Below are 15,062 nucleotides of genomic sequence, written 5' to 3'. Positions count from 1 at the left end.
CCATGACGTGGCTGTTAGTCGCCCTGGTGCTGGTCGTCGCCGCTGCGGGTCTCCTGCGGTGGCGGCGCCCCGCCTGGTACTGGCTGACCTTCGGGATCACCCTCGCCGCGCTGCGGGTCCTTCTCCGCTACGGCTCGGTCATGGACGCCTGCGGCCTGACCGTCCCGGCCCCCCGCTGGCGCCTGGCGTTGGCCCGGATGACCGACCGGCCGATTCCCGGCCCTCGTGCCCCGCGCATTCTGCGGGTGCGGGTGACCCGGACCGGTCTGGTGCTGCGGCTCAAGCTCCGCCCCGGTCAGGACGCCTTCGACGTCGCCGCCTCGTGCGACCGGCTGCGGCACTCCTTCGCCATGTACGGCGTCACCTCCCGTGAACTGCGCTCCGGTGTCGTCGAGGTGCGGATGACTGGCTATGACGTGCTCAAGCGGGTGCAGATGCCCGCCCCGGTCGACACCCGGCCGATGCGGGTCCCGGTCGCCCTGCGCGAGGACGGCGCCGTGCACTACCGCGACTACCGCACGGTGCCGCACGCCCTCACCCTCGGCGCCACGGAATCCGGCAAGTCCGTCTATCAGCGCAACCTCGTCGCCGCGCTCGCCCCGCAACACGTGGCCCTGGTCGGCATCGACTGCAAGCAAGGCGTGGAGCTGTTCCCGCTCGCCCGCCGGTTCTCCGCGCTCGCCGACAACCCCGACGCCGCCGCCGAACTCCTCGACGCCCTCGTGTCCCACATGCAGGACGTGTACCAGCTCATCCGGGCCGAACAGCGAATCACCGCGGACGTGCCGGACGCCGAGATCGCCGCCGACATCTGGGACCTGCCCGCGGACCTGCGGCCGGTGCCGATCGTGGTCCTGGTCGACGAGGTCGCCGAACTCGCCCTGTACGCCAGCAAGGAGGAGGAAAAGCGCCGAGACCGGATCATCACCGCCCTGGCCCGGCTCGCCCAGCTCGGCCGCGCCGCCGGCATCTACCTGGAGATCTGCGGGCAGCGCTTCGGCTCCGAACTCGGCAAGGGCATCACCATGCTCCGCGCCCAGCTCACCGGCCGCACCGCGCACCGGGTCAACGACGAATCCTCGGCGAACATGGCCTTCGGCGACATCGCCCCGGATGCCGTGCTGGCCGCGATCCAGATCCCCACCGACACCCCGGGCATCGCCATCACCGGCGACTCGTCCGGCGGATGGGCCCGCATCCGCGCCCCGCACACCTCGCTGCGCCAGGCCGTGAACACCTGCAACCGGCACGCCGACCTGACCCCGGACCTGCCCGCCCTCGCACCGTTCCGGCCCGCCCTCGGCACCCTCACACCGGTTCCGGCCCCGGCCGTCGAGTCCGCCCCGGCCGCCGCCTGACCCCTTCCCGGAGGTCCCTCATGCCCGCCGCGAAGAAACCCACCACCCGCCGCACGACCACACCGAAGCCGAAGCCGGAGCCCGCGAAGTGCCCCGACTGCGACGGCACCGGCGAGACCGCCGAAACCGTCCGCGTCGGCGCTCGCAAGGGCCGCGCCACCGACAACCACCAGACCGCGCTGTGCCTCACCTGCTGGGGCACCGGCCACGCCGCCGACTGAGCCAGGAAGGACACGCCTCATGACCCGCTCCGCCCTGCGCGTGGACGCCGTCCTGGTCCAGGCCGTCATCGCCGGCGCCCTGTCCTTCGCCCACCTGCACGACCTCGCCGCCGCCGCCGGACAGGACGGCTGGAAAGCCTGGGCCTACCCCGTCTCCGTGGACCTGCTGCTGGTCGCCGCCTGGCGTCGGCTGCGTACCGACGGGCCGTCCCGGCTGGCCTGGTGCTGGTTCCTCATCGCCCTGGTCGCCTCGCTCGGCGCCAACGTCGCCACCGCCGGACTCCTCGACCTGACCGACGTCCCGGCCTGGCTGCGCATCCTCGTCGCCGCCTGGCCCGCCCTGGCCTTCATGGGCGGCACCCTCCTCGCCCACTCCGCCTCGGACCGCTCCTCGGCCCTGCCAGTACCCGCCGCCCCGGACTCGGACGCCGTGCCCGAGGTGGAGCGCGAACCTGTCGCCGCCGCTGAGCCGGACCCGGTGCCCGAACCCGTCGCGGTCCCGGCGCCCGAGGAAACCCCGGCTCTGCCCACCGCCGAACCGCCCCCGGCTGTGCCGGTCCCGGCCGCGCTGGTCGACCACGCCCGCAAGGTCGCCGACGACCACCACGCCCGCACCGGCACCCGGATCGACACCCACACCCTCCGCGCCCGCCTCGGCGTCCCGGCCCTCATGGCCGACGCCATCGCCGCCCAACTCGCCTGACGCGAAAGAGAGGACGACCGATGACCCGTGACCCCGCTGATCTGACCGCCGCCGACTACCTCGACAGCGCCCGCGAGATGACCGCCGCGAACCGGCCCTACCTCGCCCACCTGCTCGCCGAGGAAGCCGCCCAGCGCGCCACCACCTCGGCCACCGCCGCCGGTATCCGCGCCTCCTTCCCCGACCCGACGACCACCCGGACGGAGACCGACTGACATGCCCGCTCGCGACTTCTTCCACTCCGTGATGCGCATCGGCCCGGTGCAGATCGGCACCCACCGCGACCGCCACGGCCAGACCAAGCACGCCGCCGTGTGCAGCGCCGACGGCTGCGGCTGGTCCGCCGACTACTCCAGCCAGTCCGCCGCCCAGCTCGCCGCCCGCACCCACCGCTGCAAGATCCGCTAGGAGGCCGTCATGGACGTCCCGCTCTGGCTCGCCCTGATCGTCGTCGGCTGGCTCGGCGTCAAGCTCATCCGCCCGCCCTGGTGGCTCATCGCCGTGCTCCTCCTCGGCGGCTACCTCCTCGCCGACAGCCTGCTCGCCCCGGTCATCGACACCGCCGTCAAGTAGCCCCGAAAGGAGACCCGCCCATGCTCCGGCCCAAGCCCCCGACCATGCCCCAGCCCACCGGCCGCCTCACCCCGCCCGCGGTCGTCGTCCAGCCGACCACCATCACCCCCGCCGCCTCGGCCCCGCCGCCGGCCCCCGCCGCCCCGGCGCCGTCCCGCCCGACGGTCCAGCTGACGCCCGGTACCGCGCTCGCCCTCGTCGGCGGCGGCACCGCCGTGGTCCTGGTCGTCGGCGCGGTCCTGGTCTCCATGCTCCTGGCGGTCGCCGTCACCGCCTCCTCGGTCGCCGTCTGCGCCGTGGTCCTGCGCTCGCTGCTCAACGCCGAAAGGAAGCACTGACATGGGCCTCTTCAGCCGCAAGAACACCAACGCGCCGGCCAACCCGGAGATGACGGAGCTGGGCCGCGAGTACGCCATCGCCAAACGCCACGGCGACCGCAAGGCCGTGAGCCGGATCACCCGGCAGATCGGCACGTCCGGCATGAGCGAGGACGACCGGGACGCCTTCGAGCAGGGCCGCCGGGCCTACGACGTCATCCCGCCCGTTCCCGGGTTCCGCCGCAACCGCCGCCGCTGAACGGCCCCCGGAGCGGCCTCGGTCGCCAAACTTCCGCCGCTCCGGGCGCCTGACCCCATTCCAGATCCAACGAACCCGAAAAGGGAGATCCCATGATGCCCCAGCGCACCCGGACCACGCGCGTCTGCCGCGACTGTGACGGCTTCCCGGTGGTCGCCATCACCACCGGCACCCGCCACACCGACGGCACCCGCACCACCCTCCGCGTCACCTGCCCGGCCTGCCAGGGCACCGGGCACACCCACCCGGCCTCCTCCCTCGCCCGGACGGGGCGGTGACCGCGGTGGCTCTCCTCGACTGGCGCTCGCCCGAGCACTACGACCACACCGGCGACAAGCCCTGCGTGATCTGCACCAAGCCCACCCCGCTGCGCTCCGACCGGGGCAAGCCCGTGCACAAGGTCTGCGCCGAGGACTGGATCGACCGCCACACCGCCAAGGAGGACGACGCGTGACCAACGCCGCCACCTCGGCGGGCCTGGACCCGGTCACCTTGGGGGATCTCCTCCGGGTGGCCGGGTCTCCCGGCTTCGACCGCTGGCACGAGCAGATCCGCCGCACCGGCGGCTGCGCCGACCCGATCCACCTGACCGGCTGGACCCTGACCAAGGACAGGACCACCGGCGAGACCCTGCACCACTACACGACCGAGGGCGAGCCGGGTGGACGGCTCCGTGTCGCTTGTGGCAACCGCCGGGCTTCGCGCTGCCCCTCCTGCGCCTGGACCTATGCGGGCGACACCTACCACCTGATCCGTGCGGGCCTGGCCGGTGACGAGCGATGGGGCATCCCCGCCACCGTTCGCGATCGCCCGCGCGTCTTCGTCACCCTCACGGCTCCCTCGTTCGGTCCGGTCCACAACCGGCCCGACCATGGCGCCTGCCGCTGCGGCACCCACCACGCCGCGGACGCCCCGGAACTGGGCACCGCCCTGGACCCGGCCACGTACGACTACGCGGGCGCGGTGCTGTTCAACAACCATGCCGGGCAGCTCTGGCAGCGCTTCACCAACCGGCTCCGCCGCGAGATCGCCGCCCGCGCCGGCCTCACCCAACGCGAGCTGAAGGAATCCGCCCGGCTCTCCTTCGGCAAGGTCGCCGAGTTCCAGAAGCGGGGCGCCCTGCACTTCCATGCCGTGGTCCGCCTCGACGGGCCCGAGGGCGCTGAGTCGCCGCCGCCCGCCTGGGCCACGGTCGACCTCCTCACCGACGCGATCCGGGCCGCAGCCGCGCACTCCTACACCTCGGTCTCCGTCCCCGCGGCCGAGGACCAACCGGCCCGCACCTTCCGGTGGGGCACGCAGCTCGACGTCCGGCCTGTAAAGGCGTTCGGCGACGGCTCCGACATCACCGAGCAGGCCGTCGCCTCCTACGTCGCCAAGTACGCGACCAAGGCAGCCGAGAACACCGGCACCCTGGACCGCCGCATCGGCGAACTGTCCGAACTCGACCGCCACGGCGTCCCCGACCACACCCGCCGCCTGATCACCGCATGCCGCGACCTCGACCCGCTCTATCCCGACCGGCGGCTGTGGGCCTGGGCGCACATGCTCGGCTTCCGCGGCCACTTCTCCTCCAAGTCCCGCCGCTACTCCACCACCCTCGGCGCCCTCCGCCAGACCCGCGCCGACTACCGAGCCGCCCAAGAAGCCGCCGCCCTCGGGCTCGAGGACCGCGAGCCGGACACCGTCCTGGTCCTCGCCGACTGGCAGTACGCCGGCCACGGCCACACCCCCGGCGAATCCGCCCTCGCCGCCACCATCGCCCGAGACCTCCAGCTCAACCGCGAAACCGCACGTGAAGCACTGCAAGACCAACGCGAACGGGAGGAAGCTGCCGTATGACGACAACAGTGATCGCACGTAAGTGGCACACCACGGCCGAGGTCGCCGAGATGCTCGGCTTCGGCCTGTCCAAGACCAAGATGCTTGTTCTGACCGGAGAGATCCGCTCGGTCAAGGTCGGCCGCAACCGGCGCATCCTCCCCACCTGGGTGGACGAGTACGTGCAGCGGGTCACCTCTGAAGCTGAGGGGATCGCAGCATGAGCGGCAAGCGAGGCAACGGGGAAGGATCGATCTACCCCTATAAGAACGGCTACGCCGCCTACGTCTGGGTGACCAAGCCGGACGGCAAGCGGGCTCGAAAGTACGCCTACGGCAAGACGCGCGAAGAGGTCCACGAGAAGTGGCTCAACCTGCACGCCGAAGCCAAGAAGGGGCCGGTGGCCACTCGACACCGGACGGTCGCAACATTCCTCGCCTACTGGCTCGACTCGATCGTGAAGCCGAACCTGGCTCCGCTCTCGTACGTCTCGTATGAGGGTTCCGTCCGGCTCTACATCACCCCGTATCTCGGTCCGAAGCGACTGGACCGGCTCACTGTCCGGGACGTGCGCGAGTGGCTGACGAAACTGGCGACGGTCTGCCAGTGCTGTGCTCAGGGCAAGGATGCAAAGCGTCTAGCTGCCCGCCGGCGGTGCTGTGCCGTGGGCGAGTGCTGCGAGTCGTACCCGTCCCGCCGGGTGATCCAGGCTGCTCGGGATGCCCTCCGGGCCGCCCTGACGCACGCGGTCGCCGAGGAGGAGATCGGGAAGAACGTCGCCTCCTTGGTGAAGGTGCCCAAGCCTCGACGTCGCCGGATCAAGCCGTGGTCCGTCACCGAGGCGAGCCGATTCCTCACCGATGCCGCCGCCCGGGACGATCACCTCTTCGCCGCCTGGGTCCTGGTGCTCTGTCTGGGGCTGCGTCGTGGTGAGGTCCTGGGCCTGACGTGGAAGTCGGTCGACTTCGAGCGGGGAGAGCTGTACGTGGATCACCAGATCCAGCGGGCCGGACGGCAGATCCTGCACCGCGAGACCAAGACGGAGGAGTCGGACGACTTCCTTCCCTTGCCGGACCTCTGCCTCAAGGCGCTTCGGATGCGCCGCGCTCAGCAACAGGGCGATCGGAAGGCCGCGGGGGAACTCTGGCAGGACGGTCACGGCCTGATCTTCACTACGAAGCACGGGACGCCCATTGAGCCGGGCAATCTGACCCGCATGTTCGCCCTGCGGGCTCGCCGCGCCGGCCTCCGGGTCATCCCTCTCCGGAACACTCGGCACACGTGCAGCTCGCTTCTGGTCGCGCTCCAGGTCCACCCGAAGGTGGCCCAACGCATCCTCCGGCACTCGCAGATCTCCATGACGATGGAGGTCTACGCCGAGGCGAGCGAAGACGCCGTGCGGAACGCGATCGGCAAGCTGTCGGACGCCGTGGGTGGCACTGGCTGACACGGTTGCGGTACTTCGCTGCTGTACCAGCAACGAAAGAGGCCCCCGGATCATCTCCGGGGGCCTCTCACCTGTGTGCACTCGGCAGGATTCGAACCTGCAACCTTCTGATCCGTAGTCAGATGCTCTATCCGTTAAGCTACGAGTGCCTGTTTTTCAACTTTCTCGCCGCTCCCGGCCCTCTATGGGCTCGCTCGCGGCGACAGGAAGAACATTACATGACCGCCGCCGCCATGTGAAATCCGTTTGCCCCACCCCTTGCGACCTGCGGAAACCGCGACAGAAGGCCGGGCATACGACGAAGCCCCGGCCGAGTGGACCGGGGCTTCGCAATCGGTGCGGAGGCGGAGGGATTTGAACCCTCGATGGGCTTTAAGGCCCAAACCGCATTAGCAGTGCGGCGCCATAGACCGGACTAGGCGACGCCTCCGTGCACAACCTTCCGCGCGCGAGCGCGGTTCAAGTGGTGCGTGCCGATGATGACACAGCCGTGCGTGGTGTCACCAATCGCCCCCCACGGTACTAGGCACGATGGCCGCAGAGCAAAGTCCCTCTGACGGGCGCGTGGCGGGCCCGTCCTCGCCGTCACCCCAAGGACGTACGGGCGTGCGACCGAGACAGTGGAGCGGGCCGAGCGGGGCAGGGACCGCGTGGAGGTCCCGCAACGGTTCGGGCCGTGGCGGGGCGGGCCACGGCCGGTGGGGGCCGGTGGGCGCGTCACAGCACCGTCACGTTACGTGCGACCTCGGTCTCATCCGGCGTCGCGAGCGCAACCCCAGCCCTTAGACTCCCTCCGGTGACACGTTGAGGGCCGGTTGGCAAGATGGCCCGAACGGTCGGCACGTCGCGAAACAGGAAGGAAGCGTCTCGTGAGCAGCAGGCCATCCCGAGGCACTGCTCGCCTCGCAGCCATACTGGACGCGCTCCCCGACGCCTTGTTGCTGGTCAACGCCAACGGGACGGTCGTCAACGCCAACACCATCGCCCTCGAGGCCTTCGAGACTCCGGGCACCGCTCTGGTGGGGCGTGGGCTGCTCGACCTGCTGCCGGAGTTCGACTCCAAGCTCATCCCCGGCTCCATGCGCCGGCCCGACCACATCGACCCGCGAGCCCGTACCAAGCCGACGCGGATGGTCGCCCGGCGGACCGATGGAACCGAGTTCCCGGCCGAGGTCACCAGTGCGAATCTGGAGACCGGTCAGCAGGCCTACGACACTTACGGCTACACCGGCGACGAACTGCTGATGCTCGTCGTACGCGATCTGTCCGGCACCGTGGACACCGAGGCCGAGCTGGCTCGTTCGCAACGGCAGACCGAGATGATCCTGCGGGCCGCCGCCGAGGGTGTCGTCGGGACGGACACCGACGGGCGGATCGTCCTCGTCAACCCGGCCGCCGCCCAGATACTGGGCTACCGGGCCAGCGACCTCGGCGGGCGAGAGCTCCATACCCTCATCCTCCACTCGCGCGCCGACGGCTCCCCCTTCCCCTACGACGAGTCCCCGCTCGCCGACACCCTGCGCTCCGGGCGCAAGCACCGGGTGCGCGGCCAGGTGCTGTACTCCAAGAGCAACGACAAGGTGTCGGTCGACCTGACAACCGCGCCGGTGCGCGACGGCGACCAGCTCGTCGGCGCCGTCATGACCTTCACCGACCGGCGTCCCTACGACACGCTCGTCAAGGAGAAGGAAGAGACCGAGCGGCAGCACGCGGAGGAACGGGAGCGGATCGCCGAGGAGCACGCCTCCGAGCTCACCGCCCTGCGCCAGGAGCAGGTCCGCGAGCTGGAGGAACTGCGCGAGGCGCACACCGAGGAACTCGCCGCGAACGAGGAACGGTACGCCGCGCTCGGCGAGCGGGAGAAGGACCGCTTCGAGGCCCTCGCCGGCCGGCACGAGCAACTGCTGACCCTGCTCGGGCAGTCGCTGAGGGGCCCGCTGGAGGAGCTGCGCCGCGACCTGGCCGCGCTGGCCGCCGACGACGCCGGACAGCTGTGGCCCGAGGCCAACCAGGTGCTCCATCATCTGTCGGCCGGCTACTCCCGGATCACCACCCTCATCGACAACGTCCTCGGCTTCCAGCGGCTCGACGCCGGGACGGGCGGCATCACTCGTACGAAGGCGATGCTCGACGCCGTCGTCGCCGCCGGTGTCGACGGGGCCGTGGAACTCATCGGACCGGGCCGGGTTCAGTTCGCCGTGCATGCGCCGCCCATCGAGGCCGAGGTCGACTCGCGACTGCTCGCCACCGCCCTCGCCCATCTCGTCGCGGACGTCGCGGGCGTCGACGCCACCGGCAGCACTCCCGTGTCGGCGGGCGGTTACCTGGACAACACGGTCGTGGTCGCGGCGGCACAGCGCGGCGAGGTCGTACGGATCGAGGTGCGCGGACCCTACAGCGGCGGCGATCCGGTGCACGAGCCGATCGTGCGCGGGATCGTACGGGCGCACGGAGGTGTGCTGCAAACGCACGAGGTGCCGGGAATGAGCGGCAGCGCGTTCGTCCTCGAGGTGCCCATCGGGGCCGGTGCGGGTGCCGTCGCCACAGGTCAGGCGGCTGCCCAGCTCGCGTTGCCCGCCGGAGTGCCGACGGCCGAGGCACCGGGTGGAGCACCGGTGCCGGAAGCGGTGCCAGGAGTGGTGCCGACCGAGGAGACTGCCGCTGCCGCGGGCGGTCAGCAGGGTGCGGGCGGCGGACGACGGAGGGCCCGGCGGTCCTCGGTGGACGCCTTCCTGGAGAGCGAGGTGCCGGGGCCGGACGACGGTTCCGGCGCCGGTACGGAGACCGCGGCGCCCACCGGACGGCGCAGGCGCCGGGCGGCCGCGGCGGCCGCGGAGCCCGCGCAGGTTCCGGCTCAGGCGTCCGGTGAGGACGCGGTGGCGGTGTCCGGCGGGACCGGGCGGCGGCGCGGCCGGCCGGCCGAGGGCGCGGAGGCCGCGGTCCCTGCCGCCCCGGGTGCGGTCGTCGGTGCGGTCGGCGCCGGGGGCGGAGTGTCCGAGGGGGCCGTTGTCACGGCCGCCGAGTACGCGGCGGGATCCGCCGCGTCGAACACCGGGCTGGGCGGGACCGTACCGCCGCAGGGCGTACCCGTCCCGGCGGGGGGACAGCGTGTCCGGCAGGTTTCCGGTGAGCAGCACGCCCTGCCGCCCGCGCTGCCCGCGGTGGGCAGCGGGGACGGAACGGCCGGTGCCTCCCAGGGGCAGGGCCGGGATCAGGCTTCGGGACAACAGGGCCAGACGCAGGAGCAGGGGCAGCAGACTCAGGAGACCGGGCGACGCCGGCGTGCGCTGGCGGCGGCCACCGAGCGGGCGGCGGCGCAGGAGGCCGCGCCCCGTACGGTGTTCGCCCTGCCGCCCGCCGAGGCGGACCAGGGGGAACAAGCTGGGGCGATCGGGGTGGTCGGTGCGGCCGGACAGGGCCAGGCGCAGGGTTCGGTACAGGGCTCGGCTCCCGTGGTGATGCCCGGACCGGCCGCTTCCGGTGACGCGCTGATCGACAGGGGGCGCCATGACGCCGTCCCGCACGACCAGTCCGACGATCACACCCCTCCGCAGCCGCACCCCACCAGCGCCCCGACGGGCCGCCGCCGACGGGCCGCCGCCCAGCCGGCCGAGCAGGGCACGCTCCCTTCGCCGGCGCAGGCCGCTCAGGTCCAGGCACCAGTCCAGGTCCAGGCACAGGTCCAGGCCCTGGGGGGTGCGGCCGGTGGTGCCGCTCAGCCGGTTCCCGTACCGGCGGCGCCTGTGCCGGGGGCCACCCCAAAGGGTGCCCCCGTACCGCCGCAGGGAGCGGCCCTTCCGTCGGCCGTTCCGCCGCAAGGCATGGCCGGGCAGGGACAGCTGCCTCAGGCGCAGGTTCCGACACCGGCAACGGCGCCCCACGATCAGCTCCAGCCGGCCTCCGCCGGGCAGCCGTTGCCCCAGCCGGCGGTGCTGCCGCCCGTTGCACAGGCGCAGGCACAGGCACAGGCGCAGCCCGTCGCTCCGGTCGCGGAGCAGCCCGCTTCCGTGGCCCAGCCGCTGCCCGCCGAGGCCGTGCCCGGTCGGGGGACTCCGCCCCAGGGCGCCCCGTCCGCGCAGCCGCCGTGGCCCGCCGCCGGTGACACCTCCGGCACCAGGACTCCCGTACCGCCGCAGGGTGTTCCCGTTCCGCCGAACGGCATGCCTATGCCGATGCCCGCGCCGGGCGCCCCGCTGCCTCCCGAGAACGCGGCGGTACCCGCGCAACGGGTCGCTCAGCCGCTCCCCGTCGAGACGTCGGCTCCGGTGGCTCCGGTGGCTCCGGTGGCTCCGGTGGCTCCGGTGGCTCCGGCGGACCCGAACTCGACCCAGGGGCGTGCGTTCAGCGTGCGCACGCTGGGGCAGGGTGTGCCGTTCACCCGGCAGGCCGCCCAGGTCCAGCAGCCGCTGCCGTCGGCCACGCCTCCCCCGCATCAGCCGGGCGGATCGGGCCGCCGCCGCAAGCTCGGTACGCGCCCCGACCCGGCCGCGGGCCAGGAGCAGAGCGCGCACCCGCACGCGACGACCGGATCCGCCCCCACCCAGCGGCAGGCCCAGGCAGCGACCCAGGCCCCTGCCCGCGCCCAAGCACCCGCACGGCCCCAGACGCCGGCACAGACACCACCGCCTCAGCAGCCCCAACCACGACCCCCGTCGCAGCCCCAGGCACAGCCGCAGCCTCAGTCACAGCACTCGATCGCCGGTCAGCCGGGGCAGCCGGGGCAGTCGCGGCTCACGCCGACGACCGAGGGCACGGGGCGCTCGTACGCCATAGGGGCGCCGGACGCGGACGCGGCCGAGGGACCCGAGCCGCTGGACGGTCCGGGCGGGGCCGTCGAGGTGGCGGACCCTCCGCGCCCGCAGCCGATGGACGACGAACTGCCGCCGGAGCCCTTGGACAACCCGCGCCGGCTGCTGGTGTGGCCCGCGCCGGACGTCGCCACGCAGCAGGCGTTGAGCGACCGCGGCTACCGGCCGGTGATCGTGCACTCGCGCGAGGAGGTCGACGCCCAGATCGCGGCGTTCCCCGCCGCGCTGTTCGTGGACCCGCTGACCGGGCCGATCACTCGTACGGCGCTCCAGTCGCTGCGGACGGCGGCGGTGGCCGCCGAGGTACCGGTGCTCGTCACGGCCGGGCTGGGGCAGGCCTCGCGCGATGCCGCCTACGGCGCCGATCCCGCCGTCCTGCTGAAGGCCCTCGCGCCACGGGACAGCGAGCAGCATCCGCCGCGGGTGCTGCTGATCGAGGAGCACGCGGAGATCGCGCTCGCGCTGACCGGAACGCTGGAGCGGCGCGGGATGCAGGTCGCGCGGGCCGCGGGCGACGCGGACGCGGTGGCGCTCGCGGGGCAGTTCCGGCCGAACCTGGTGGTGATGGACCTGATGCAGGTACGCCGTCAGCAAGCCGGGATCGTGGACTGGCTGCGGGCGAACGGGCAGCTCACCCGCACCCCGCTCGTCGTCTACACCGCCGCCGTCGACCAGGGGGACCTGCCACGGCTGGCCTCCGGCGAGACGGTGCTGTTCCTCGCGGAGCGCTCCACGAGCGACGAGGTGCAGGACAGGATCGTCGACCTGCTGGCCCGCATCGGCACCAACTGAGCCGCGCCGCATCCGTTCCAGAGGAACCGCGCCTCCGGGCGCACGACGGGGCCCCGCGCACATCGGCCTGATGACCGGCGTACGCGGGGTGCGTCACAGCGTGTCGGAGGGCATCGGAGCGCGTCAGAGCCGGGTGACGTCCAGCGCGCCCTCGGCGTACTGCCTGCGCAGCACCTTTTTATCGAACTTGCCGACGCTTGTCTTCGGCACCGCCTCGATCACCGTCCAGCGCTCGGGCAGCTGCCACTTGGCGATCCTGCCCTCGCCGACGAGGAACTCGCGCAGGGTGGTGAAGTCGGCGGTCGAGCCCTCCTTGAGGACGACCGTCGCCAGCGGGCGCTCGCCCCACTTGTCGTCCGGGACCGCGACGACGGCGGCCTCGGCGATGTCCGGGTGGGACATCAGCGCGTTCTCCAGCTCGACGGAGGAGATCCACTCACCGCCGGACTTGATGACGTCCTTGGCCCGGTCGGTGAGGGTGAGGAAGCCGTCGGGGGAGATCGTGCCGACGTCGCCGGTCTTCAGCCAGCCGTCCTCACTGAACTTGTCGGCGGGGCACAGGGGTTCGGCATCGGTGCCGTTGTAGTAGGCGCCGGCGATCCAGGGGCCGCGCACCTCCAGCTCGCCCGCCGACTCGCCGTCCCAGGGGAGCCGTTCGCCGCCGGGGCCGGTGAGCCGGGCCTCGACACCGGCCGGGAAGCGGCCCTGGGTCAGCCGGTAGGCGAACTCCTTGTCGGTGCCCACGGCGTGGGCCGGCGGGCGGGCGATGGTGCCGAGGGGGGAAGTCTCCGTCATGCCCCAGGCGTGGCAGACCCGCATGCCGAGTGCGTCGAACGCCTCCATCAGGGAGGGCGGACAGGCCGAGCCGCCGATGGTCACCTGGGTGAGGGAGGAGACGTCGCGCGGCTTGGCCAGCAGTTCGGCCAGCAGGCCCTGCCAGATGGTGGGGACGGCTGCGGCGTGGGTCGGCCGCTCGCCCTCGATCATCTCTGCGAGCGGCACGGGCTGCAGGAAGCGGTCCGGCATCAGCATGTTGACGCCGGTCATAAAGGTGGCGTGCGGCAGACCCCAGGCGTTGACGTGGAACTGGGGGACCACGACCAGCGAGGTGTCCTCGTCGGTCAGGCCCATCGACTGGGCCATGTTGACCTGCATCGAGTGCAGGTAGATCGAACGGTGGCTGTAGACCACGCCCTTGGGGTCCCCGGTCGTGCCCGAGGTGTAGCACATGGCGGCCGCGGCACGCTCGTCCAGCTCGGGCCAGTCGTAGGCGGTCGGCTTCCCGGCGATCAGGTCCTCGTACTCGTGCACCCGCACCTGCGCCTGCGCCGCGGCATCAGCCAGCGCGGAGCGGTCCCCGGCGCCGGACACGACGATGTGCTCGAGCGACTTCAGGTGCGGCAGCAGGGGAGCGAGCAGCGGGATCAGCGAACCGTTGACCAGGACCACCCGGTCGGCGGCGTGGTCGACGATCCACACGAGCTGCTCGGCCGGGAGGCGGAGGTTCAGGGTGTGGAGCACCGCGCCCATGGCGGGGATCGCGAAGTACGCCTCGACATGCTCGGCGTTGTTCCACATGAGGGTTGCCACGCGCTCGTCGCCGGACACCCCCAGGTCCTCGCGCAGCGCGTGCGCCAGTTGCGCCGCGCGGGCGCCGATCTCCGCGTAGGAACGGCGGTGCGGCTCGCCGTCGCCGGTCCAGGTGGTCACCTGTGACGTGCCGTGGATCGTCGACCCGTGGGCGAGGATCCTCGAGATCAGCAGCGGTACGTCCTGCATCGTGCTCAGCACGGCGTCCTCCCGGGCGACATTGCCTACGCGGCGGTAACGGATGCGCTGATTCTGCGCACATACCGCGCGGTATGTCACTAGGTGAACGGATGATCGATCACGTTCCGCGGAATTTCATTCCCGATCAGGATCGAACAAGTCCCAGCTCGGCGTCGTCCCGCAGCTTCCCGAGCGCCCGCGACACGGCCGACTTCACCGTACCCACCGATACGCCGAGCACTTCGGCCGTCTGAACCTCACTGAGGTCCTCGTAGTACCGCAGGACTACCATGGCGCGCTGTCGCGCGGGCAGCCGCATGATCGCCCGCCACATCGCGTCGCGCAGTGCCTGCTGTTCGGCCGGGTCGTCGGCGGCGGACACCGGGTCCGGCTCGGGCAGCTCGCCGCAGGCGAACTCGTCCACCTTGCGCTTGCGCCACTGCGACGTCCGGGTGTTCAGCAGCGCCCGGCGCACATAGCCGTCGAGCGCGCGGTGGTCCTCGATACGCTCCCAGGCGACGTACGTCTTGGCGAGCGCGGTCTGCAGCAGGTCCTCCGCGTCATTCGGGTTCCCGGTCAGGGACCGGGCGGTACGCAGGAGCACCGGCTGGCGGGCCCTCATGTACGACGAGAACGACGGGTACGGGAGGGTCTGCGTCACTGGAGCAGCGGCGTTCGAAGCGCTGGTGCAGACGGGTGTGGTCATGGCTCAACGCTATGAGCGGGGCACGTTCGGCAAATCGGCCACAAGTCCCGAAGCCACGTCCCTCTCAGGTTGTAGGGGGAGTGCCTGCTGCACCTCCTGAGGGTGGAGGAGCGGTGGAGAGTCACTGCGGGTTCACCCCTGGAGGGAAACACACCGGTGCCCCGGGGTCTCACCCGTTCCCAACACGACATCGACGCCCTCCCCCTCACCCGCCCGCTGCTCCTGTGACCGCCCCGCTCCCGGCGCGGCCGCCGCCACCACGGCAGCCGGACGGGGCCAGGCCCCGG

Annotated in this window: 16 protein-coding genes and 2 tRNA genes; 14 read left to right on the top strand and 4 right to left on the bottom strand. The window is 72.1% G+C overall.

Features of this window, described 5'->3' with window-relative positions; all coding sequences use genetic code 11:
* The first annotated feature begins 2 nt into the window (after positions 1 to 2).
* The 13 genes from ACFPZI_RS23420 (at position 3) to ACFPZI_RS23360 (ending at position 6,699) form a co-directional block, all read left to right on the top strand.
* Positions 3 to 1,358 carry an FtsK/SpoIIIE domain-containing protein gene (locus ACFPZI_RS23420; RefSeq protein ID WP_381366212.1) on the top strand — a complete coding sequence of 452 codons (1,356 nt, stop codon included), beginning with the start codon at positions 3 to 5 and terminating at the stop codon, positions 1,356 to 1,358.
* A 20-nt stretch (positions 1,359 to 1,378) separates the two neighbouring features.
* Positions 1,379 to 1,579: a hypothetical protein gene (locus tag ACFPZI_RS23415; RefSeq protein WP_381366209.1), complete on the top strand. Its 201-nt coding sequence runs from the start codon at positions 1,379 to 1,381 to the stop codon at positions 1,577 to 1,579.
* A 19-nt stretch (positions 1,580 to 1,598) separates the two neighbouring features.
* Positions 1,599 to 2,282: a DUF2637 domain-containing protein gene (locus ACFPZI_RS23410; RefSeq protein ID WP_381366207.1), complete on the top strand. Its 684-nt coding sequence runs from the start codon at positions 1,599 to 1,601 to the stop codon at positions 2,280 to 2,282.
* A gap of 20 nt (positions 2,283 to 2,302) precedes the next feature.
* Entirely contained in the window at positions 2,303 to 2,497 is a 195-nt protein-coding gene (locus tag ACFPZI_RS23405) for a hypothetical protein (protein WP_381366204.1), read from the top strand.
* Between the two features lies 1 nt (position 2,498).
* On the top strand, positions 2,499 to 2,690 hold the full coding sequence (locus tag ACFPZI_RS23400) for a mobile element transfer protein (RefSeq protein ID WP_381366201.1): 192 nt from the start codon (positions 2,499 to 2,501) through the stop codon (positions 2,688 to 2,690).
* 9 nt (positions 2,691 to 2,699) lie between these two features.
* Positions 2,700 to 2,855, top strand: coding sequence for a hypothetical protein (locus ACFPZI_RS23395; protein WP_109376597.1), 156 nt, complete (start codon positions 2,700 to 2,702; stop codon positions 2,853 to 2,855).
* A gap of 20 nt (positions 2,856 to 2,875) precedes the next feature.
* The gene (locus ACFPZI_RS23390; RefSeq protein WP_381366199.1) at positions 2,876 to 3,193 is read left to right on the top strand and encodes a SpdD-like protein; all 318 of its coding nucleotides are present in this window, start codon (positions 2,876 to 2,878) and stop codon (positions 3,191 to 3,193) included.
* A gap of 1 nt (position 3,194) precedes the next feature.
* A complete protein-coding gene (locus ACFPZI_RS23385; protein ID WP_381366196.1) occupies positions 3,195 to 3,431 on the top strand; it encodes a hypothetical protein in 237 nt (78 codons plus the stop codon).
* A gap of 95 nt (positions 3,432 to 3,526) precedes the next feature.
* Entirely contained in the window at positions 3,527 to 3,709 is a 183-nt protein-coding gene (locus tag ACFPZI_RS23380) for a hypothetical protein (protein ID WP_381366407.1), read from the top strand.
* The gene (locus tag ACFPZI_RS23375; RefSeq protein WP_381366425.1) at positions 3,706 to 3,885 is read left to right on the top strand and encodes a hypothetical protein; all 180 of its coding nucleotides are present in this window, start codon (positions 3,706 to 3,708) and stop codon (positions 3,883 to 3,885) included. Before ACFPZI_RS23380 ends, ACFPZI_RS23375 begins: the two co-directional genes overlap by 4 nt.
* Positions 3,882 to 5,273 carry a replication initiator protein RepSA gene (gene repSA, locus ACFPZI_RS23370; protein WP_381366194.1) on the top strand — a complete coding sequence of 464 codons (1,392 nt, stop codon included), beginning with the start codon at positions 3,882 to 3,884 and terminating at the stop codon, positions 5,271 to 5,273. The genes ACFPZI_RS23375 and repSA overlap by 4 nt, the downstream gene beginning before the upstream one ends.
* Positions 5,270 to 5,476 (top strand): excisionase family DNA-binding protein, encoded by a 207-nt coding sequence (locus ACFPZI_RS23365; protein WP_381366192.1) that lies wholly within the window; start codon positions 5,270 to 5,272, stop codon positions 5,474 to 5,476. Before repSA ends, ACFPZI_RS23365 begins: the two co-directional genes overlap by 4 nt.
* Positions 5,473 to 6,699 (top strand): site-specific integrase, encoded by a 1,227-nt coding sequence (locus ACFPZI_RS23360; protein WP_381366189.1) that lies wholly within the window; start codon positions 5,473 to 5,475, stop codon positions 6,697 to 6,699. Before ACFPZI_RS23365 ends, ACFPZI_RS23360 begins: the two co-directional genes overlap by 4 nt.
* Before the next feature lie 76 nt (positions 6,700 to 6,775).
* Here the strand turns inward: ACFPZI_RS23360 and ACFPZI_RS23355 are convergent.
* Positions 6,776 to 6,848: transfer RNA gene (locus ACFPZI_RS23355), tRNA-Arg, on the bottom strand.
* Between the two features lie 190 nt (positions 6,849 to 7,038).
* Positions 7,039 to 7,129 (bottom strand) — tRNA-Ser (locus ACFPZI_RS23350).
* Between the two features lie 439 nt (positions 7,130 to 7,568).
* Here ACFPZI_RS23350 and ACFPZI_RS23345 point away from each other — a divergent pair.
* Positions 7,569 to 12,299, top strand: coding sequence for a hybrid sensor histidine kinase/response regulator (locus ACFPZI_RS23345; protein WP_381366186.1), 4,731 nt, complete (start codon positions 7,569 to 7,571; stop codon positions 12,297 to 12,299).
* 123 nt (positions 12,300 to 12,422) lie between these two features.
* Here ACFPZI_RS23345 and ACFPZI_RS23340 read toward each other — a convergent pair whose 3' ends face one another.
* Together ACFPZI_RS23340 and ACFPZI_RS23335 are read right to left on the bottom strand one after the other, a co-directional pair.
* A complete protein-coding gene (locus ACFPZI_RS23340; RefSeq protein ID WP_381366404.1) occupies positions 12,423 to 14,078 on the bottom strand; it encodes a long-chain fatty acid--CoA ligase in 1,656 nt (551 codons plus the stop codon).
* A gap of 136 nt (positions 14,079 to 14,214) precedes the next feature.
* Entirely contained in the window at positions 14,215 to 14,775 is a 561-nt protein-coding gene (locus ACFPZI_RS23335) for a SigE family RNA polymerase sigma factor (RefSeq protein ID WP_381366183.1), read from the bottom strand.
* Between the last annotated feature and the right edge of the window lie 287 nt (positions 14,776 to 15,062).

This window comes from Streptomyces chlorus, from assembly GCF_042655885.1.
GTDB classification, from domain to species: domain Bacteria; phylum Actinomycetota; class Actinomycetes; order Streptomycetales; family Streptomycetaceae; genus Streptomyces; species Streptomyces chlorus.
This window is presented reverse-complemented; position numbering and strand designations above follow the sequence as displayed.

Excerpts from the sequence above, each read along its gene's own strand:
- ACFPZI_RS23380 (WP_381366407.1), top strand. The coding sequence starts at position 3,527 with ATGCCCCAGCGCACCCGGACCACGCGCGTCTGCCGCGACTGTGACGGC.
- ACFPZI_RS23405 (WP_381366204.1), top strand. The coding sequence starts at position 2,303 with ATGACCCGTGACCCCGCTGATCTGACCGCCGCCGACTACCTCGACAGC.
- ACFPZI_RS23400 (WP_381366201.1), top strand. The coding sequence starts at position 2,499 with ATGCCCGCTCGCGACTTCTTCCACTCCGTGATGCGCATCGGCCCGGTG.
- ACFPZI_RS23410 (WP_381366207.1), top strand. The coding sequence starts at position 1,599 with ATGACCCGCTCCGCCCTGCGCGTGGACGCCGTCCTGGTCCAGGCCGTC.
- ACFPZI_RS23365 (WP_381366192.1), top strand. The coding sequence starts at position 5,270 with ATGACGACAACAGTGATCGCACGTAAGTGGCACACCACGGCCGAGGTC.
- ACFPZI_RS23390 (WP_381366199.1), top strand. The coding sequence starts at position 2,876 with ATGCTCCGGCCCAAGCCCCCGACCATGCCCCAGCCCACCGGCCGCCTC.
- ACFPZI_RS23360 (WP_381366189.1), top strand. The coding sequence starts at position 5,473 with ATGAGCGGCAAGCGAGGCAACGGGGAAGGATCGATCTACCCCTATAAG.
- ACFPZI_RS23395 (WP_109376597.1), top strand. The coding sequence starts at position 2,700 with ATGGACGTCCCGCTCTGGCTCGCCCTGATCGTCGTCGGCTGGCTCGGC.
- ACFPZI_RS23385 (WP_381366196.1), top strand. The coding sequence starts at position 3,195 with ATGGGCCTCTTCAGCCGCAAGAACACCAACGCGCCGGCCAACCCGGAG.
- ACFPZI_RS23420 (WP_381366212.1), top strand. The coding sequence starts at position 3 with ATGACGTGGCTGTTAGTCGCCCTGGTGCTGGTCGTCGCCGCTGCGGGT.
- ACFPZI_RS23415 (WP_381366209.1), top strand. The coding sequence starts at position 1,379 with ATGCCCGCCGCGAAGAAACCCACCACCCGCCGCACGACCACACCGAAG.
- ACFPZI_RS23335 (WP_381366183.1), bottom strand. The coding sequence starts at position 14,775 with ATGACCACACCCGTCTGCACCAGCGCTTCGAACGCCGCTGCTCCAGTG.
- ACFPZI_RS23340 (WP_381366404.1), bottom strand. The coding sequence starts at position 14,078 with ATGCAGGACGTACCGCTGCTGATCTCGAGGATCCTCGCCCACGGGTCG.